Origin of the sequence: Escherichia sp. E4930 (assembly GCF_005845405.1) — a bacterium.
Lineage (GTDB): Bacteria > Pseudomonadota > Gammaproteobacteria > Enterobacterales > Enterobacteriaceae > Escherichia.
On record NZ_VCDZ01000011.1, the window covers coordinates 23,368 to 41,957 of the forward strand.

The 18,590-nt window shown below is 52.9% G+C and carries 16 protein-coding genes, 1 other RNA gene and 1 pseudogene; 10 read left to right on the forward strand and 8 right to left on the reverse strand.

Annotated features, from left to right (window positions below):
• Position 1: 1 nt before the first annotated feature.
• From scpB to argP, 4 genes and pseudogenes are all read right to left on the reverse strand, one after another.
• Positions 2–787 (reverse strand): methylmalonyl-CoA decarboxylase, encoded by a 786-nt coding sequence (gene scpB / locus FFT88_RS14480; RefSeq protein WP_135405572.1) that lies wholly within the window; start codon positions 785–787, stop codon positions 2–4.
• Between the two features lie 10 nt (positions 788–797).
• A pseudogene (meaB, locus tag FFT88_RS14485) lies at positions 798–1,795 on the reverse strand (methylmalonyl Co-A mutase-associated GTPase MeaB).
• Positions 1,788–3,932 (reverse strand): methylmalonyl-CoA mutase, encoded by a 2,145-nt coding sequence (gene scpA / locus FFT88_RS14490; RefSeq protein ID WP_130217981.1) that lies wholly within the window; start codon positions 3,930–3,932, stop codon positions 1,788–1,790. The pseudogene meaB and the gene scpA overlap by 8 nt, the downstream one beginning before the upstream one ends.
• Before the next feature lie 203 nt (positions 3,933–4,135).
• Positions 4,136–5,029 carry a DNA-binding transcriptional regulator ArgP gene (gene argP, locus FFT88_RS14495; protein ID WP_000828349.1) on the reverse strand — a complete coding sequence of 298 codons (894 nt, stop codon included), beginning with the start codon at positions 5,027–5,029 and terminating at the stop codon, positions 4,136–4,138.
• A gap of 392 nt (positions 5,030–5,421) precedes the next feature.
• On the opposite strand from argP, the gene rpiA reads away from it, so the two are divergent.
• From rpiA to ibsC, 3 genes are all read left to right on the forward strand, one after another.
• Entirely contained in the window at positions 5,422–6,081 is a 660-nt protein-coding gene (gene rpiA / locus FFT88_RS14500) for a ribose-5-phosphate isomerase RpiA (protein ID WP_135405573.1), read from the forward strand.
• A 254-nt stretch (positions 6,082–6,335) separates the two neighbouring features.
• A complete protein-coding gene (serA, locus tag FFT88_RS14505; RefSeq protein ID WP_130217979.1) occupies positions 6,336–7,568 on the forward strand; it encodes a phosphoglycerate dehydrogenase in 1,233 nt (410 codons plus the stop codon).
• Positions 7,569–7,807: 239 nt separating this feature from the next.
• Positions 7,808–7,867 carry a type I toxin-antitoxin system toxin IbsC gene (gene ibsC / locus FFT88_RS14510; protein ID WP_071524576.1) on the forward strand — a complete coding sequence of 20 codons (60 nt, stop codon included), beginning with the start codon at positions 7,808–7,810 and terminating at the stop codon, positions 7,865–7,867.
• A 100-nt stretch (positions 7,868–7,967) separates the two neighbouring features.
• Here the strand turns inward: ibsC and FFT88_RS14515 are convergent, their stop codons facing one another.
• The 3 genes from FFT88_RS14515 to zapA all read right to left on the reverse strand — a co-directional run bounded on the left by FFT88_RS14515 (position 7,968) and on the right by zapA (position 9,145).
• Positions 7,968–8,570, reverse strand: coding sequence for a 5-formyltetrahydrofolate cyclo-ligase (locus FFT88_RS14515; protein WP_135405574.1), 603 nt, complete (start codon positions 8,568–8,570; stop codon positions 7,968–7,970).
• Between the two features lie 20 nt (positions 8,571–8,590).
• Positions 8,591–8,774: non-coding RNA, 6S RNA (gene ssrS, locus FFT88_RS14520), on the reverse strand.
• Between the two features lie 41 nt (positions 8,775–8,815).
• Positions 8,816–9,145 (reverse strand): cell division protein ZapA, encoded by a 330-nt coding sequence (gene zapA / locus FFT88_RS14525; RefSeq protein WP_001276008.1) that lies wholly within the window; start codon positions 9,143–9,145, stop codon positions 8,816–8,818.
• A 167-nt stretch (positions 9,146–9,312) separates the two neighbouring features.
• On the opposite strand from zapA, the gene ygfB reads away from it, so the two are divergent.
• The 4 genes from ygfB to ubiI are packed head-to-tail and all read left to right on the forward strand — an operon-like array spanning position 9,313 to position 13,642.
• Positions 9,313–9,891, forward strand: coding sequence for a UPF0149 family protein YgfB (gene ygfB / locus FFT88_RS14530; RefSeq protein ID WP_001295378.1), 579 nt, complete (start codon positions 9,313–9,315; stop codon positions 9,889–9,891).
• A gap of 25 nt (positions 9,892–9,916) precedes the next feature.
• A complete protein-coding gene (pepP, locus tag FFT88_RS14535; RefSeq protein WP_135405575.1) occupies positions 9,917–11,242 on the forward strand; it encodes a Xaa-Pro aminopeptidase in 1,326 nt (441 codons plus the stop codon).
• On the forward strand, positions 11,239–12,417 hold the full coding sequence (ubiH, locus tag FFT88_RS14540) for a 2-octaprenyl-6-methoxyphenyl hydroxylase (RefSeq protein ID WP_135405576.1): 1,179 nt from the start codon (positions 11,239–11,241) through the stop codon (positions 12,415–12,417). Before pepP ends, ubiH begins: the two co-directional genes overlap by 4 nt.
• Before the next feature lie 22 nt (positions 12,418–12,439).
• Positions 12,440–13,642 carry an FAD-dependent 2-octaprenylphenol hydroxylase gene (gene ubiI, locus FFT88_RS14545; RefSeq protein WP_001192176.1) on the forward strand — a complete coding sequence of 401 codons (1,203 nt, stop codon included), beginning with the start codon at positions 12,440–12,442 and terminating at the stop codon, positions 13,640–13,642.
• Positions 13,643–13,714: 72 nt separating this feature from the next.
• Here ubiI and FFT88_RS14550 read toward each other — a convergent pair whose 3' ends face one another.
• On the reverse strand, positions 13,715–13,798 hold the full coding sequence (locus tag FFT88_RS14550) for a hypothetical protein (RefSeq protein WP_123057965.1): 84 nt from the start codon (positions 13,796–13,798) through the stop codon (positions 13,715–13,717).
• A gap of 288 nt (positions 13,799–14,086) precedes the next feature.
• Here FFT88_RS14550 and gcvT point away from each other — a divergent pair, with 288 nt between their 5' ends.
• The 3 genes from gcvT to gcvP all read left to right on the forward strand — a co-directional run bounded on the left by gcvT (position 14,087) and on the right by gcvP (position 18,586).
• Positions 14,087–15,181, forward strand: a complete 1,095-nt coding sequence (gene gcvT / locus FFT88_RS14555) for a glycine cleavage system aminomethyltransferase GcvT (protein ID WP_000068709.1) — start codon at positions 14,087–14,089, stop codon at positions 15,179–15,181.
• Between the two features lie 23 nt (positions 15,182–15,204).
• Positions 15,205–15,594, forward strand: coding sequence for a glycine cleavage system protein GcvH (gcvH, locus tag FFT88_RS14560; protein ID WP_001295377.1), 390 nt, complete (start codon positions 15,205–15,207; stop codon positions 15,592–15,594).
• Between the two features lie 118 nt (positions 15,595–15,712).
• Positions 15,713–18,586 carry an aminomethyl-transferring glycine dehydrogenase gene (gene gcvP, locus FFT88_RS14565; RefSeq protein WP_135405577.1) on the forward strand — a complete coding sequence of 958 codons (2,874 nt, stop codon included), beginning with the start codon at positions 15,713–15,715 and terminating at the stop codon, positions 18,584–18,586.
• Positions 18,587–18,590: the final 4 nt, after the last annotated feature.

The window sequence follows — 18,590 nt, forward strand, 5'->3', positions numbered from 1 at the left end:
ATTAATGACCGACGAAATTAGGTTTACGTTTTTCCAGGAAGGCGTTCATACCTTCCTGATAATCTTCGCTGTCATAAACCGCCCGGCGCATCCCTTGAATACGCTCAAATTCATCTGAATTCATGGTGTGCGCTTCACCCAACACACGCAGCTCTTCCTTGATTACTGCAATGGCTAACGGCGCTTTTTCGGAAATGTGGTGAGCCATTTGTAAGGTGAAATCTTCCAGTTCATCGGCCTCAACAACGTGGTTGAGAATGCCAACAGCCAGCGCGCGTTGAGCGGAGATTGGCGAAGCGGTAAAAATCAGCTCTTTGACAATGTGGAAGCCCGCGTCACGAGTCAGGTTGTGGATCCCCACCAGGTTATACGGTACGCCCAGGTTGACTGGCGTCATTGAGAAGGTAGAAGTACTGGCGGCGATGATCAGATCAGAGCTCATGATCATTTCAAATGCGCCCCCCCAGACGCTACCTTCGACCATCGAAATTACCGGTTTGGGGCATTTTTGGATCACGCGGGTAATTTGACGTAGCGGATCATCGTAAGAGAGCGGATCGCGGCCTCCTGACGGCAACTCATGAATGTCGTGACCTGCGGAAAAGACTTTGGAACCACTTGGGGCGCGCAGAATGATGCAGCGGATTTCTGGACGATTGAGATCGTTTAATGCCTGAATCAGGTCATCAATAAAGACTTTACTTAACGCATTGAGTTTGCGGGCATAGTTAAACTCAATGACCGCCACTTTGTTGATGATAGCTACATTAACATACTGATAAGACATAAAAATTCCCTTAATTAAAATACTGAGTCTGGATAAAATCACTGAGCTGCCGCAAACCTGTGCGCGGCGAGAGCATATTATTTTTGACCGCTAATAGCGTTTGGCTGTAATAGCGATCGAAATCTTCATTAGTGAACAGGTGGTGCAGCACCTCTTCTTCGGTCTGTTTACGCAGCCATTCCACCGACTGTTGTTGCCGCACCTGTTGTAAACGACCGCTGGTAGTCAGTGCGGTTTTGAAATCGATAATTGCGCGCCATATCTCATCGATACCGCATTTTTCCAGTGCACTACAGGTGAGGACCTGTGGCTGCCATTCGTCATATTTGCGGCGCAGAATATGCAGAGCGCTTTCGTACATATGGCGGGTAATGGCAACATTCGTGTGGTTATCACCATCATCTTTGTTGATGACAATCAGATCTGCCATCTCCATCAAACCCTTTTTAATGCCCTGGAGATCATCGCCGCCACCGGCAATCTGTAGCGAGATAAAGCAGTCCACCATGCGGGCGACTTCCGTTTCTGACTGCCCGACGCCGACGGTTTCAACGATCACCACGTCATAACCCGCCGCTTCACATAACAGCATTAACTCCCGCGCCCGCTGGCTGGCGCCGCCAAGGTGACCAGATGACGGAACCGGGCGAATAAACGCTGCATCGGCACGCGCCAGTTCGGTCATGCGAGTCTTATCCCCAAGGATGCTGCCACCGGTCACTGGGCTGCTGGGATCGACGGCAATCACCGCGACCTTAAGCCCCTGGCGAATCAGTAACATGCCAAAGGCTTCAAGAAAGGTACTTTTTCCTGCTCCTGGCGTGCCGGTCAACGCCCAGTCGGCAGGGCGTTACCACAAAACGGCATGATGGCATCAAGCAGTTGAGTGCTGAGTGCCTGATGGCGAGGGTGACGGCTCTCAACCAGCGTCATGGCCTGGGCGAGCGTGGCTCGCTCACCCAGACGCAGGCGTCGAATGCTGTCTGCCAGCGTGGCTTCGTTAATCATGATGTTGGCTAATCCGGTTCAGCACATCACGCACGCTGTCGAGCATGGGAGTACCAGGACCGTAAATCGCCGCCACGCCACGCTCTTGCAGGAAGGCATAATCTTGCGGCGGAATAACGCCACCGGCGACCACGCAAATATCTTCGCGCCCCCATTTTTTCAGGGCTTCAACCAGTTCCGGGATCAGCGTTTTATGTCCTGCTGCAAGCGAGGACGCGCCCACCACATGAACGTCGTTTTCCACTGCCAGGCGGGCGATCTCTTCCGGCGTGGAGAACATGGGACTCAAATCAACGTCGAAACCAAGATCGGAATAGGCGCTGGCAATGACTTTCGCTCCGCGATCGTGTCCATCTTGCCCCATTTTGGCGATCAGAATGCGCGGGCGACGACCATTGTCGGCAAGGAACAGCTCCGTTTGCGCAACAATGGCATCAAACTCGAAGGCTGATTTTTCCGACTGATGATAGCTTTGCGCAATGACGCCGGTAACACACTGGCTCGGTACCAGATAACGGTCAAAAGCGGCTTCCAGCGCATCGGATATTTCACCCAGCGTCGCGCGAACGCGAGCCGCATTAACAGCGGCAGCCAGCAGGTTTTCGTTATGCTGTGCAGCGTGAGTCAGAGCGTTCAACGCGGCGGTTACGGCGGCATCATCACGGGTGGCGCGAATGCGTTCCAGCGAAGCAATTTGCTCGTTACGCACCATCACGTTGTCGATTTCAAGGACATCAGTTTCATCTTCGTGATCCAGTTTGTATTTGTTGACGCCGACGATCACTCGTTTGCCCTGGTCGATCAACGACTGTTCACGAGCAGACGCTTCTTCGATCATCCTTTTTGGCAGACCTGCTTCGATCGCCTTCGCCATGCCTCCGGCTTCGTCGATCTGATCAATGATGGCTCTGGCCTGTTTCACGATCTGATCGGTTAGTGACTCAACGTAATAAGAACCGGCCAGCGGATCGACGGTGCGACAGAGTTCAGACTCTTCCTGAATAATGATCTGGGTGTTACGGGCAATACGTGCCGAAAAATCGGTCGGCAAACCAAGCGCTTCATCAAAGGCATTTGTATGCAGCGACTGGGTTCCGCCAAGGGTAGCTGCCAACGCTTCAATGGTGGTGCGGATAACGTTGTTATACGGATCCTGTTCGGTGAGACTCCAGCCGGAGGTTTGACAGTGGGTGCGTAGCGCCAGCGATTTCGGATCTTTGGCACCAAACCCGCTTACTGCTTCGCTCCAGAGATAGCGTGCGGCGCGCAGCATGGCGACGTTCATAAACAGGTCCATGCCGATACCAAAGAAGAACGACAGGCGCGGGGCGAAGTCATCAATTTTTAAGCCAGCAGAGAGAGCTGCTTTGATGTACTCAATCCCATCGGCGAGAGTAAACGCCACCTGTTGCACACAGTTCGCACCGGCTTCGCCCATGTGGTAGCCGCTGATGCTAATGGTATTGAAGCGCGGCATATTGCTGGAACACCAGGCGATAATGTCAGCGATAATGCGCATAGAAGGTTTCGGTGGGTAAATATAGGTATTGCGGCAGAGGTACTCTTTGAGGATATCGTTCTGAATTGTACCCGTCAGTTTATCGGGGGGAACGCCTTGCTCTTCTGCCGCCACGATATAAAAGGCCAGCACTGGCAGGACTGCGCCGTTCATGGTCATCGAAACCGACATTTTATCCAGCGGGATTTGGTCGAAGAGCACCTTCATATCTTCTACGGTGTCGATAGCGACGCCCGCTTTGCCAACATCGCCCGCCACGCGCGGGTTATCGGAGTCGTAGCCACGGTGGGTGGCAAGGTCAAACGCCACGGAAAGACCTTTTTGCCCGGCAGCCAGATTACGGCGATAAAAAGCGTTGGACTCTTTGGCGGTCGAGAAACCGGCATACTGACGGATGGTCCACGGTTGGGCGGTATACATGGTGGCGCGGGGACCACGAACATAGGGCGGCAAGCCAGGAAGGGTACCGGTCACTTCCAGATTGTCGAGATCGGCTTCGGTATACAGTGGCTTGATGGCGATCCCTTCCGCCGTTTGCTGAACCAGTGAGTCGACGGTTTTCTCCCGACGGCTCAACTCCTTGTTGGCAAGCTGTTGCCACTCTTGCACGTTTGACATTATTTGCTCCATAAAACGCAATAAAAATGAGGGTGTTTGCGCTTACGGTGAGCTTTTTATACGGGTTTGTCGCCAGCAAAAAAAATGGAATGGGGCGTCGTTTTTTGCCGTGTGAGATTTGTCTGTTTTGTGATGTTATTCAAAGAATAAAAAAGAAAAAAAGAAAAACGCCTGATATGTGCTACCAGGCGTTAACTGATTGATTAATCCTGACGAAGCACTTTGTGACCATAGTCGAGCAAAGCATCAGTGACTTTACGCATCATGCGGCTTTCTGGGGCAAAGCGATGCCAGTAAAGCATTCGCCGTTGGAATAGCCCGGGCGTCAGATCAATCAACTCTCCGCTGGCCAATTCTTTTTCAATTTGCAGGTGTGGGATCATACAGCAGGTTGTACCCTGGCGAGCGAGCTGCACGAAGGCTTCGGACGAGTTAACGATATGGCACGGTACGCTACCTGGCGGCAGATCGAAGTTTTGCTGCAAAAATGCCTGGTGCATATCGTCAAGATGGTCAAACGCGACTACTGGTGCTTTGAGCAGCGCAGAGCGGCTTACTCCGTTGGGGAAGTATTTCTCGGCAAACGGTTTGGAGCTGACGAACAGATAGTCGAGCGCGCCAAGTTTATCGACCAGGCAACTAGGCAGCGCCTGATGTTGAATACTCACCGCGCCGACCACTTCACCTCGGCGCAGACGCTCCTGGGTGCGAGTTTCATCTTCCACCTGTAAGTTCAGACGAATAGGCGAATCAGCCAGTACAGGAGCCAGTGCCGGAAGCAACCAGGTTGCCAGACTGTCGGCGTTGACTGCCAGCGAGAGCAGTAGTGGGGTGGAACCGGTTTGTTCATCGCCCAGCCACTCTTCTTCCAGCAGCTCGACCTGGCGAAGCAGTGCCAGTAATTTTTGCCCTTGTTCTGTCGGGCGCGGGGGAACTGTTCGCACCAACAGCGGCTGCCCGAACATATTTTCCAGTTGCTTAATGCGTTGTGAGACGGCTGATTGCGTAATGCACAACTTTTGTGCCGCGCGCTCAAATCCTCGTTCACGTATCACCGCATCCAGTGCCTGTAATGTCCTGTAGTCCGGGCGTTTCATTTCTCTAACCTGCTCCTCAAATATTCTCATGCCGAACTATGACATAATTTTGCTTTGGTTACAGAGTATTTAACGCATACAAAAGCGGTCATAGTGGACATTTTGGTTGGCAATACCGTGCTTTCTAAACCTTTGTGAAGTACCCGGGCCGTGTGTTGTAAAGGTTGGTTTATCGGCCAATAATCCCATTGCGTCTGCGCGGGAGAACGGAGAGTTGGTGCAACGGTTTATGCAGTGGAGCTGAATATCAGGCCCCTTGTCTATCTTTTTCCTGAAGAGCAACATTGCCCGTTATTTTATGGATGAGTTAACCACGCGGCTTGCCAACGGGGTCTGAATCGCTTTTTTTGTATATAATGCGTGTGAAATTTCATACCACAGGCGAAACGATCATGACGCAGGATGAATTGAAAAAAGCAGTAGGATGGGCGGCACTTCAGTATGTTCAGCCCGGCACCATTGTTGGTGTAGGTACAGGTTCCACAGCCGCACACTTTATTGACGCGCTCGGCACGATGAAAGGCCAGATTGAAGGGGCCGTTTCCAGTTCTGATGCTTCCACTGAAAAACTGAAAAGCCTCGGCATTCACGTTTTTGATCTCAACGAAGTCGACAGCCTCGGCATCTACGTTGATGGCGCAGATGAAATCAACGGCCACATGCAGATGATCAAGGGCGGCGGTGCGGCGCTGACCCGTGAAAAAATCATTGCTTCGGTCGCAGAAAAATTTATCTGCATCGCGGACGCCTCCAAGCAGGTCGATATTTTGGGTAAATTCCCGCTGCCGGTTGAAGTTATCCCGATGGCGCGTAGTGCGGTAGCTCGTCAACTGGTGAAACTGGGTGGTCGCCCGGAATACCGTCAGGGCGTAGTGACCGATAACGGTAACGTGATCCTCGACGTCCATGGAATGGAAATTCTTGACCCGGTAGCGTTGGAAAACGCGATTAACGCCATTCCTGGCGTGGTTACTGTTGGTTTGTTTGCTAACCGTGGTGCGGATGTTGCGTTGATCGGTACGCCTGACGGCGTCAAAACCATTGTGAAATGATCTGACGGGGGAACCTCCCCCGTTAAAAAAATTCTCTTCGTTAAATTTGGTGACATGTGTCACGTTTTTAGTCGGCTATTGTCGATTGCTCTAAATAATGTCACTAACCCAGCATATTCATCTAATAAATACATTTGCGTGATATTTCCTCAACATCGAGACGCAAACGTTCATATTGCCGCAATATTATTTTTTGATATGTTGAAAGGCGGATGCAAATCCGCACACAACATTTCAAAGACAGGATTGGGTAAATGGCAAAGGTATCGCTGGAGAAAGACAAGATTAAGTTTCTGTTGGTAGAAGGCGTGCACCAAAAGGCGCTCGAAAGCCTTCGTGCGGCAGGTTATACCAACATCGAATTTCACAAAGGCGCGCTGGATGATGAACAATTAAAAGAATCCATCCGCGATGCCCACTTCATCGGCTTGCGATCCCGTACCCATCTGACCGAAGACGTGATCAATGCTGCTGAAAAACTGGTCGCTATTGGCTGTTTCTGCATTGGGACCAACCAGGTTGATTTGAATGCTGCGGCAAAACGCGGGATCCCGGTATTTAATGCCCCGTTTTCAAATACGCGTTCCGTTGCTGAGCTGGTGATTGGCGAACTTCTGCTGCTGTTGCGCGGAGTGCCGGAAGCCAACGCCAAAGCGCACCGTGGCGTGTGGAACAAACTGGCCGCAGGTTCTTTTGAGGCGCGCGGCAAAAAGCTGGGCATTATTGGTTATGGTCATATTGGTACGCAGTTGGGCATTCTGGCGGAATCGCTGGGGATGTATGTTTACTTCTATGATATTGAAAACAAACTGCCGTTGGGCAACGCCACTCAGGTGCAACATCTTTCCGACCTGCTGAATATGAGCGATGTAGTGAGTCTGCATGTGCCAGAGAATGCGTCTACCAAGAATATGATGGGCGCGAAAGAGATCTCGCTGATGAAGCCCGGCTCATTACTGATTAACGCTTCGCGCGGAACGGTGGTTGATATTCCGGCGCTATGTGACGCTCTGGCGAGCAAACATCTGGCAGGGGCCGCAATCGACGTGTTCCCGACGGAACCGGCGACTAACAGTGATCCGTTTACCTCTCCGCTGTGCGAATTCGACAACGTCCTTCTGACGCCACACATTGGCGGTTCGACTCAGGAAGCGCAGGAGAATATCGGCCTGGAAGTTGCGGGCAAATTAATCAAGTACTCTGACAATGGCTCCACACTCTCTGCGGTGAACTTCCCGGAAGTCTCGCTTCCGTTGCATGGTGGACGCCGTCTGATGCACATTCACGAAAACCGCCCGGGCGTGCTGACTGCGCTGAACAAAATATTTGCCGAGCAGGGCGTCAACATTGCCGCGCAATATCTGCAAACTTCTGCCCAGATGGGTTACGTCGTTATTGATATTGAAGCTGACGAAGACGTTGCTGAAAAAGCGTTACAGGCCATGAAAGCTATTCCGGGTACTGTTCGCGCCCGTCTGCTGTACTAATTCCCCTTCTCTGACAATCAACGGGCAGGTCACTGACTTGCCCGTTTTTTTATCCCTTTTACCGCGCTAATTACAGCATTTGCATCGCTGTGTAATCGCCTTTGCGAGCCTGCTCGAAGAAATAAATTAAAGCTAGATCAATGCGTTGTGTTTATTCAAAGAGGATTTACGATGGCGGGGCAGCACAGGGCTGTAACGGTAAAGCCCTCACCGAAGCGAGGGCTTAAAGGAGAAGGGTTATGATGCGACTTGTCATCATACTGATTGTACTGTTACTCATAAGTTTCGGAGCTTATTAACAGTCAGTCACAGGGGAGAAGTAATCCTCCCTTACCCTTACTCACTAAATTAGGTCAAAGAATCAACGATGTCAATCAGGGCGATGCAGGTGTGTCGCCCTCACCACTCCCAGATTTTCGATGGCGTAACCACCGCAGGCAGCGGGACGTCCCATTCTTCTACGGGGAGTTTTTCCACCAACTGGCAATCATGGGCATAACCTACTGGCTGCATGTTGTAGTGCTGCCAGTTTTGCAATGTCCGATCATAAAATCCACCTCCCATTCCAAGGCGTTGACCGAACTCATCAAAGGCGACCAGCGGCGTTATCAGGACGTCTAATCGGGAAAGGGGTAGCACGTCACGCACGTCCAGTTTTGGCTCGTGGATATTCAACCTGTTCATCACCAGTTCACTCTTAGGATGGTAATTCAGGAACAGTAAATTACCGGCACTAAAGGGATGTAAAACTGGAAGATACACGCGCTTACCTGCGCGCCAGAGTTGCTCTATGAGCGGCTGGGTGTCGAGTTCGCCATCAAAAGAGAGAAATACAGCGACCGTATGCGCCATCACAACAGGGGGATAACTCATCATCCGCATGGCAGCCAGCTGGCCCATTTCACGTTGTTGCTCCGGCGTTAACGCACGACGACGTTGCCGAATCATTTTGCGGATTTCTTGTCGGGATAATGTCAGTGGGAGTTCTGGTAGTTGCGTCATGGCTGGTGCCAGATAAGAAGGGAATCTCCGAGATGCCGCCGCAGGCTGTAACCCTTGAACCCTTGGTTCAAGGTGAATGTGTCGTCGCAGTTTTAAGGCTTCTCGGACGGACCGAGCATGCTCACCAACCACGGAGCGCCACATTCTTGTGGTATGAAATATCGGCTCAGGGGACTGGCCCGCTTGCGAACATCTCAGAGAAATTTTGTCTTCACGGTTACTCTACCACAGTAAACCGGAAAGTGTCATTCAAAGTTTTGGTTCGTTTTTTCGGTGATGCGACCTTGTTCAAGTAACGCTTGTTCTATGGTCTGTTGCAGCATCCGAATACGCTGTTCCATGCTTGCCGCGTAGTCACGAGTCTTCGCTTTTTCTTGCGCTAACTCGTAGCTGATATTCAATGCGGCAATGAAAACCAACTGTTCAGTATTTGTGACTCTAGTGCGTTCTTTCAGATCTTGCAACCGTTGGTTCAGATCGTCCGCAGCCTGATTCAACGCATCCCTTTGGTCAGGCGGGCAGTTCACACGCAGTGAACGGCCAAAAATTTGGATATCGACGGGTTGTGCAGACATGCCACCTTCCTGCTGATTGACTGCGCTGCCTTCGCCTTCAGACCTTTGGTCTGCGAAGGGGCGAAACTATAGCTACCCTGGTGCAATGAGACAAGCCCTTTTCTGGTCCACCAGGGTCCAAAGTGATAGCATATCATGAATCTTCCTCCCTTTGATGCCGAATGCTTATGTCAATACAGAACGAAATGCCTGGTTACAATGAAATGAACCAGTATCTGAACCAACAAGGGACAGGTCTGACCCCTGCTGAGATGCATGGTTTAATCAGTGGGATGATATGTGGCGGTAATGATGACAGCTCCTGGCTGCCGCTGCTTCACGACCTGACGAACGAAGGTATGGCTTTCGGGCATGAACTTGCCCAGGCATTGCGCAAAATGCACTCTGCCACCAGTGATGCCTTGCAAGATGACGGCTTCCTTTTTCAGCTTTATCTGCCTGATGGCGATGACGTTAGCGTTTTCGATCGCGCTGATGCGTTGGCAGGCTGGGTAAATCACTTCCTGCTCGGTCTTGGCGTCACTCAGCCGAAGCTGGATAAAGTGACCGGTGAAACTGGCGAAGCCATTGACGATCTGCGTAACATCGCGCAACTGGGCTACGACGAAGACGAAGATCAAGAAGAGCTGGAAATGTCGCTTGAAGAGATCATCGAGTACGTCCGTGTTGCCGCGCTGTTATGCCACGACACCTTTACTCATCCGCAACCGACCGCACCAGAAGTACAAAAACCAACTCTACACTAAAAACAAAAAACGTAAGGAGAGTGTTATGAGTGAGATATCTCAGCAGGAATTTCAGCGCCGCCGTCAGGCCCTGGTGGAGCAAATGCAACCCGGCAGCGCCGCGCTGATTTTTGCGGCACCAGAAGTAACCCGTAGCGCCGACAGCGAATACCCCTATCGTCAGAACAGCGACTTCTGGTACTTCACCGGCTTTAATGAACCGGAAGCGGTGCTGGTGCTGATTAAAAGCGATGACACTCATAACCACAGCGTTTTGTTTAACCGCGTGCGCGACCTGACGGCGGAGATCTGGTTTGGCCGTCGTTTAGGTCAGGATGCCGCGCCAGAGAAACTGGGCGTTGATCGCGCTCTGGCGTTCAGCGAAATCAATCAGCAACTTTATCAACTACTTAATGGTCTGGATGTGGTTTACCACGCCCAGGGCGAATATGCATATGCTGATGAAATCGTGAATAGTGCGCTGGAAAAACTGCGTAAAGGCTCGCGGCAAAATCTCACCGCGCCAGCAACGATGATCGACTGGCGTCCCATTGTTCATGAAATGCGCCTGTTCAAATCGCCGGAAGAGATTGCCGTACTTCGCCGCGCGGGTGAAATCACCGCACTGGCGCATACCCGGGCGATGGAAAAATGCCGTCCGGGGATGTTCGAGTACCATCTGGAAGGCGAAATTCACCACGAATTCAACCGCCACGGTGCGCGCTATCCTTCCTATAACACCATTGTCGGCAGTGGTGAAAACGGCTGCATTCTGCATTACACCGAAAACGAGTGTGAACTGCGCGACGGCGACCTGGTGTTGATTGATGCTGGTTGTGAATATAAAGGTTACGCGGGCGATATCACCCGTACCTTCCCGGTCAACGGCAAATTCACCCAGGCCCAGCGCGAAATCTACGACATTGTGCTGGAATCTCTCGAAACCAGCTTGCGTCTGTATCGTCCGGGAACCTCCATTCTGGAAGTCACCAGTGAAGTAGTGCGCATCATGGTTAGCGGCCTGGTAAAACTCGGCATCCTGAAAGGTGATGTTGATGAACTGATCGCTCAGAACGCCCATCGTCCTTTCTTTATGCATGGCCTTAGCCACTGGTTAGGACTGGATGTCCATGACGTTGGCGTTTATGGCCAGGATCGCTCGCGCATTCTGGAACCGGGCATGGTACTGACCGTAGAGCCAGGGCTGTATATTGCGCCGGATGCAGAAGTGCCAGAACAATATCGCGGTATCGGCATTCGTATTGAAGACGACATTGTGATTACCGAAACCGGTAACGAAAACCTCACCGCCAGCGTGGTGAAAAAGCCGGAAGAAATTGAAGCGTTGATGGCAGCTGCGAGAAAGCAATGAGCGTAATCATCGTCGGTGGCGGCATGGCGGGCGCGACGCTGGCGCTGGCTATTTCCCGGTTAAGTCACGGGACGCTGCCGGTACATTTGATTGAAGCGACCGCGCCAGAGTCTCATGCTCATCCGGGCTTTGATGGACGGGCGATTGCGCTGGCGGCGGGTACCTGCCAGCAACTGGCGCGCATTGGCGTCTGGCAATCTCTGGCTGATTGCGCAACCGCCATCACCACCGTGCATGTCAGCGATCGTGGTCATGCCGGATTCGTCACCCTCGCCGCAGAAGATTACCGACTGGCAGCGCTGGGGCAGGTTGTCGAATTGCACAATGTCGGGCAACGCCTGTTTGCGCTGTTGCGCAAAGCGCCTGGCGTAACGCTGCATTGCCCGGATCGCATTGCTAATGTTGTTCGTACCCCAGCTAACGTTGAAGTGACGCTGGAGAGTGGCGAGACGCTGACGGGCCGCGTGCTGGTGGCGGCTGACGGTACGCATTCCGCGTTAGCGACTACCTGTGGCGTTGACTGGCAGCAGGAGCCCTACGAACAACTGGCTGTGATTGCGAATGTTGCGACTTCCGTTGCGCACGAAGGCCGCGCTTTTGAACGCTTTACGCAACATGGTCCACTGGCGATGTTGCCGATGTCTGAAGGACGCTGTTCGCTGGTCTGGTGTCATCCACTGGAACGGCGCGAAGAAGTGTTGGCGTGGAGCGACGAGAAGTTTTGCCGTGAACTCCAGTCTGCCTTTGGCTGGCGACTGGGGCAAATTACCCACGCCGGTAAACGCAGTGCTTATCCGCTGGCGTTAACCCGCGCCGCCAGACCGATTACCCATCGCACCGTGCTGGTGGGCAATGCGGCGCAAACCCTGCACCCGATTGCCGGGCAAGGATTTAACCTCGGTATGCGTGATGTGATGAGCCTTGCGGAAACCCTGACCCAGGCGCAGGAGCACGCAGAAGACATTGGTGATTACGGCGTATTATGCCGTTATCAGCAGCGTCGGCAGAGCGATCGCGAAGCAACCATCGGCGTCACGGACAGTCTGGTACATCTTTTTGCCAACCGTTGGGCGCCGTTGGTTGTCGGACGCAACATCGGGCTGATGACGATGGAATTATTCACCCCGGCACGCGATGTGCTGGCGCAACGCACCCTCGGTTGGGTGGCGCGTTGAAGGCGGTTTTAAGGAATAAACAATGCAAAGTGTTGATGTAGCCATTGTTGGCGGCGGCATGGTGGGGCTGGCGGTTGCCTGCGGCTTACAGGGGAGCGGCTTACGCGTTGCCGTACTGGAGCAGCGCGTACCGGAACCTCTGGCGGCAGATGCACCACCACAACTGCGCGTTTCGGCTATCAATGCCGCCAGCGAAAAATTACTCACCCGTCTTGGCGTCTGGCAGGACATTCTCTCTCGCCGAGCCAGCTGTTATCACGGTATGGAAGTGTGGGATAAAGACAGTTTTGGTCACATCTCGTTTGACGATCAAAGCATGGGCTATAGCCATCTTGGGCATATCGTTGAAAACTCAGTGATTCATTACGCGCTGTGGAACAAAGCACAGCAGTCGTCAGATATCACCCTGCTGGCCCCCGCAGAATTACAGCAGGTCGCCTGGGGGGAAAACGAAACCTTCCTGACGCTGAAAGATGGCAGCATGTTAACGGCGCGTCTGGTAATTGGTGCGGACGGCGCTAATTCCTGGTTGCGCAACAAGGCCGATATTCCGCTGACTTTCTGGGATTATCAGCATCACGCGCTGGTGGCGACCATTCGCACGGAAGAACCGCATGATGCGGTGGCGCGGCAGGTTTTCCATGGCGAAGGCATTCTGGCCTTTTTACCGCTTAGCGATCCGCATCTTTGCTCGATTGTCTGGTCACTGTCGCCAGAGGAAGCGCAGCGGATGCAGCAGGCAGGGGAAGACGAATTTAATCGCGCGTTAAATATCGCTTTTGATAATCGCCTGGGCTTATGCAAGGTTGAGAGCGAGCGTCAGGTGTTTCCGCTGACGGGGCGTTATGCGCGCCAGTTTGCCGCGCACCGTCTGGCGCTGGTGGGCGACGCCGCGCATACCATCCACCCGCTGGCGGGGCAGGGGGTAAATCTCGGCTTTATGGATGCTGCAGAGCTGATTGCTGAACTGAAACGACTGCATCGTCAGGGTAAAGACATCGGGCAGTACATTTACCTGCGTCGCTATGAGCGTAGCCGCAAGCACAGCGCGGCGCTGATGCTGGCAGGTATGCAGGGCTTTCGCGATCTGTTTTCCGGCACCAATCCGGCGAAAAAACTGCTGCGTGATATTGGTCTGAAACTGGCCGATACGCTTCCTGGCGTTAAACCGCAACTTATTCGTCAGGCAATGGGATTAAACGATTTGCCTGAATGGCTGCGTTAAAAATTTCTCCTCTTTTGTTTATTTGATACCCATCACACTTTCATCTCCCGGTTTTTCGCCGGGAGATTTTCCTCATTTGAAATAAACTAATTTCACCCGCAATTTCGCATTATATTTTCTAATGTCGTTAATTTTTGATTTAGTGATTTTTGACAATTTTTTAGTTCTTAATATCGCTTTATTCAAAACTGTTTTATTAATTCGTTATGTTTGTTTTCTGGTATCGTGTTATTTGGTTTTTTGTCCTGTTGTCATTTTTGCGGTTTTTAACCATAAGCTAATGTGATGATCAATTTTTCCTTATGGTTAACCGTCTGTTTCGGTGGTAAGTTCAGGGAAAAGAGAACGATTGCGTTGGGGACCGGGAGTGGCTCCAGTGCTGGGTTTCGTGGTGACAATTTCGCCATGAAAAGTTGTCAGCCCCGCTTATTCAATGAGGACAAGATGGCACAACAGACTCCTTTGTACGAACAACACACGCTTTGCGGCGCTCGCATGGTGGATTTCCACGGCTGGATGATGCCGCTGCATTACGGTTCGCAAATCGACGAACATCATGCGGTACGTACCGATGCCGGAATGTTTGATGTGTCGCATATGACCATCGTCGATCTCCGCGGCAGCCGCACCCGGGAGTTTCTGCGTTATCTGCTGGCGAACGATGTGGCGAAGCTCACCAAAAGCGGCAAAGCCCTTTACTCGGGGATGTTGAATGCCTCTGGCGGTGTGATAGATGACCTCATCGTCTACTACTTCACTGAAGATTTCTTCCGCCTCGTTGTTAACTCCGCCACCCGCGAAAAAGACCTCTCCTGGATTACCCAACACGCTGAACCTTTCGGCATCGAAATTACCGTTCGTGATGACCTTTCCATGATTGCCGTACAAGGGCCGAATGCGCAGGCAAAAGCTGCCACACTGTTTAATGATGCCCAGCGTCAGGCAGTGGAAGGGATGAAACCGTTCTTTGGCGTGCAGGCGGGCGATCTGTTTATTGCCACCACCGGTTACACCGGTGAAGCGGGTTATGAAATTGCGCTACCCAACGAAAAAGCGGCCGATTTCTGGCGCGCGCTGGTGGAAGCGGGCGTTAAGCCATGCGGCCTGGGCGCGCGTGACACGCTGCGTCTGGAAGCGGGCATGAATTTGTATAGTCAGGAGATGGACGAAACCATCTCTCCTTTAGCCGCCAACATGGGCTGGACCATCGCCTGGGAACCGGCAGATCGTGACTTTATCGGCCGTGAAGCTCTGGAAGTGCAGCGTGAGCATGGCACAGAAAAACTGGTTGGTCTGGTGATGACCGAAAAAGGCGTGCTGCGTAATGAACTGCCGGTACGTTTTACCGATGCGCAGGGCAACCAGCATGAAGGCATTATCACCAGCGGTACTTTCTCCCCAACGCTGGGTTATAGCATTGCGCTGGCGCGCGTGCCGGAAGGTATTGGTGAAACAGCGATTGTGCAAATTCGCAACCGTGAAATGCCGGTTAAAGTGACGAAACCTGTTTTTGTGCGTAACGGCAAAGCCGTCGCGTGATTTACTTTTTTGGAGATTGATTGATGAGCAACGTACCAGCAGAACTGAAATACAGCAAAGAACACGAATGGCTGCGTAAAGAAGCTGACGGCACTTACACCGTTGGCATCACCGAGCACGCTCAGGAGCTGTTAGGCGATATGGTGTTTGTTGACCTGCCGGAAGTCGGCGCAACGGTTAGCGCGGGCGATGACTGCGCGGTTGCCGAATCAGTAAAAGCAGCGTCAGACATTTATGCGCCAGTAAGCGGTGAAATCGTGGCGGTAAACGACGCACTGAGCGATTCCCCGGAACTGGTGAACAGCGAACCGTATGCAGGCGGCTGGATCTTTAAAATCAAAGCCAGCGATGAAAGCGAACTGGAATCACTGCTGGATGCGACCGCATACGAAGCATTGTTAGAAGACGAGTAACGGCTTTAATCCTCTTCTGCGGGAGAGGATCAGGGTGAGGGAAATTTACGCCTCACCCTCACTCTCTTCGCAAGGAGAGAGGTTCACAATTCACTGCACGTTTCAGGAACCATCGCCCATGACACAGACGTTAAGCCAGCTTGAAAACAGCGGCGCTTTTATTGAACGCCATATCGGACCGGACGCCGCGCAACAGCAAGAAATGCTGAATGCCGTTGGTGCACAATCGTTAAACGCGCTGACCGGCCAGATTGTGCCGAAAGATATTCAGCTTGCGACTCCGCCGCAGGTTGGCGCACCGGCGACCGAATACGCCGCGCTGGCGGAACTCAAGGCTATTGCCAGTCGCAATAAACGCTTCACGTCTTACATTGGCATGGGTTACACCGCCGTGCAGTTGCCGCCGGTTATTCTGCGTAACATGCTGGAAAATCCGGGCTGGTATACCGCGTATACTCCGTATCAACCTGAAGTCTCCCAGGGCCGCCTCGAAGCACTGCTCAACTTCCAGCAGGTAACGCTGGATTTAACCGGGCTGGATATGGCTTCGGCTTCTCTTCTTGACGAAGCCACTGCTGCCGCCGAAGCAATGGCGATGGCGAAACGCGTCAGCAAACTGAAAAATGCCAACCGCTTCTTCGTTGCTTCTGACGTTCATCCGCAAACGCTGGATGTGGTTCGCACCCGTGCCGAAACCTTTGGTTTTGAAGTGATTGTCGATGACGCGCAAAAAGTGCTCGATCACCAGGAGGTGTTCGGCGTGCTGTTACAGCAGGTCGGTACGACGGGCGAAATCCATGACTACACTGCGCTTATCAGCGAACTGAAATCACGCAAAATTGTGGTCAGCGTCGCCGCCGATATTATGGCGCTGGTGCTGTTAACCGCGCCGGGTAAACAGGGCGCGGATATTGTTTTTGGTTCGGCGCAACGCTTTGGTGTGCCGATGGGCTACGGTGGCCCGCACGCGGCATTCTTTGCGGCGAAAGATGAATACAAACGCTCAATGCCGGGCCGTATTATCGGTGTATCGAAAGATGCAGCTGGCAATACCGCGCTGCGCATGGCGATGCAGACTCGCGAGCAACATATTCGCCGTGAGAAAGCGAACTCCAACATTTGTACTTCCCAGGTACTTCTGGCAAACATCGCCAGCCTGTATGCCGTTTATCACGGCCCGGTTGGCCTGAAACGTATCGCTAATCGCATCCACCGTCTGACCGATATTCTGGCGGCGGGCCTGCAACAAAAAGGTCTGAAGCTGCGCCATGCGCACTATTTCGACACTTTGTGTGTGGAAGTGGCAGACAAAGCGGGCGTACTGGCGCGTGCCGAAGCGGCTGAAATCAACCTGCGTAGCGATATTCTGAACGCGGTTGGGATCACCCTTGATGAAACCACCACGCGCGAAAACGTGATGCAGCTTTTCAGCGTGCTGCTGGGCGATAACCACGGGCTGGACATCGACACGCTGGACAAAGACGTGGCTCACGACAGCCGCTCTATTCAGCCTGCGATGCTGCGCGACGACGAAATTCTCACCCATCGGGTGTTTAATCGCTACCATAGCGAAACCGAAATGATGCGCTATATGCACTCGCTGGAGCGTAAAGATCTGGCGCTGAATCAGGCGATGATCCCGCTGGGTTCCTGCACCATGAAACTGAACGCCGCCGCCGAGATGATCCCAATCACCTGGCCGGAATTTGCCGAACTGCACCCGTTCTGCCCGCCGGAACAGGCCGAAGGTTATCAGCAGATGATCGCGCAGCTGGCTGACTGGCTGGTGAAGCTGACCGGTTACGACGCCGTTTGTATGCAGCCGAACTCTGGCGCACAGGGCGAATACGCGGGCCTGCTGGCGATTCGTCATTATCATGAAAGCCGCAACGAAGGGCATCGCGATATCTGCCTGATCCCGGCTTCTGCGCACGGAACTAACCCCGCTTCTGCACATATGGCAGGAATGCAGGTGGTGGTTGTGGCGTGTGATAAAAACGGCAACATCGATCTGACTGATCTGCGCGCGAAAGCAGAACAGGCGGGCGATAACCTCTCCTGTATCATGGTGACCTATCCTTCCACCCACGGCGTGTATGAAGAAACGATCCGTGAAGTGTGTGAAGTCGTACATCAGTTCGGCGGTCAGGTTTACCTTGATGGCGCGAACATGAACGCCCAGGTTGGCATTACCTCGCCGGGCTTTATTGGCGCGGACGTTTCGCACCTTAACCTGCATAAGACTTTCTGCATTCCGCACGGCGGTGGTGGTCCGGGTATGGGACCGATCGGCGTGAAAGCGCATCTTGCACCGTTTGTGCCGGGCCATAGCGTGGTGCAAATCGAAGGCATGTTAACCCGTCAGGGCGCGGTTTCTGCGGCACCGTTCGGTAGCGCCTCTATCCTGCCAATCAGCTGGATGTACATCCGCATGATGGGCGCAGAAGGGCTGAAAAAAGCAAGTCAGGTGGCAATTCTCAACGCCAACTATATTGCCAGCCGCCTGCAGGATGCCTTCCCGGTGCTGTATACCGGTCGTGACGGTCGCGTGGCGCACGAATGTATTCTCGATATTCGCCCGCTGAAAGAAGAAACCGGCATCAGCGAGCTGGATATTGCCAAGCGCCTGATCGACTACGGTTTCCACGCGCCGACCATGTCGTTCCCGGTGGCGGGTACGCTGATGGTTGAACCGACTGAATCTGAAAGCAAAGTGGAACTGGATCGCTTTATCGACGCGATGCTGGCTATCCGCGCAGAAATTGACCAGGTGAAAGCCGGTGTCTGGCCGCTGGAAGATAACCCGCTGGTGAACGCGCCGCACATTCAGAGCGAACTGGTCGCCGAGTGGGCGCATCCGTACAGCCGTGAAGTTGCAGTATTCCCGGCAGGCGTGGCAGACAAATACTGGCCGACGGTGAAACGTCTGGATGATGTTTACGGCGACCGTCACCTGTTCTGCTCCTGCGTACCGATTAGCGAATACCAGTAATTCA

Excerpts from the sequence above, each read along its gene's own strand:
- scpB (WP_135405572.1), bottom strand. The coding sequence starts at position 787 with ATGTCTTATCAGTATGTTAATGTAGCTATCATCAACAAAGTGGCGGTC.
- scpA (WP_130217981.1), bottom strand. The coding sequence starts at position 3,932 with ATGTCAAACGTGCAAGAGTGGCAACAGCTTGCCAACAAGGAGTTGAGC.
- argP (WP_000828349.1), bottom strand. The coding sequence starts at position 5,029 with ATGAAACGCCCGGACTACAGGACATTACAGGCACTGGATGCGGTGATA.
- rpiA (WP_135405573.1), top strand. The coding sequence starts at position 5,422 with ATGACGCAGGATGAATTGAAAAAAGCAGTAGGATGGGCGGCACTTCAG.
- serA (WP_130217979.1), top strand. The coding sequence starts at position 6,336 with ATGGCAAAGGTATCGCTGGAGAAAGACAAGATTAAGTTTCTGTTGGTA.
- FFT88_RS14515 (WP_135405574.1), bottom strand. The coding sequence starts at position 8,570 with ATGACGCAACTACCAGAACTCCCACTGACATTATCCCGACAAGAAATC.
- zapA (WP_001276008.1), bottom strand. The coding sequence starts at position 9,145 with ATGTCTGCACAACCCGTCGATATCCAAATTTTTGGCCGTTCACTGCGT.
- ygfB (WP_001295378.1), top strand. The coding sequence starts at position 9,313 with ATGTCAATACAGAACGAAATGCCTGGTTACAATGAAATGAACCAGTAT.
- pepP (WP_135405575.1), top strand. The coding sequence starts at position 9,917 with ATGAGTGAGATATCTCAGCAGGAATTTCAGCGCCGCCGTCAGGCCCTG.
- ubiH (WP_135405576.1), top strand. The coding sequence starts at position 11,239 with ATGAGCGTAATCATCGTCGGTGGCGGCATGGCGGGCGCGACGCTGGCG.
- ubiI (WP_001192176.1), top strand. The coding sequence starts at position 12,440 with ATGCAAAGTGTTGATGTAGCCATTGTTGGCGGCGGCATGGTGGGGCTG.
- gcvT (WP_000068709.1), top strand. The coding sequence starts at position 14,087 with ATGGCACAACAGACTCCTTTGTACGAACAACACACGCTTTGCGGCGCT.
- gcvH (WP_001295377.1), top strand. The coding sequence starts at position 15,205 with ATGAGCAACGTACCAGCAGAACTGAAATACAGCAAAGAACACGAATGG.
- gcvP (WP_135405577.1), top strand. The coding sequence starts at position 15,713 with ATGACACAGACGTTAAGCCAGCTTGAAAACAGCGGCGCTTTTATTGAA.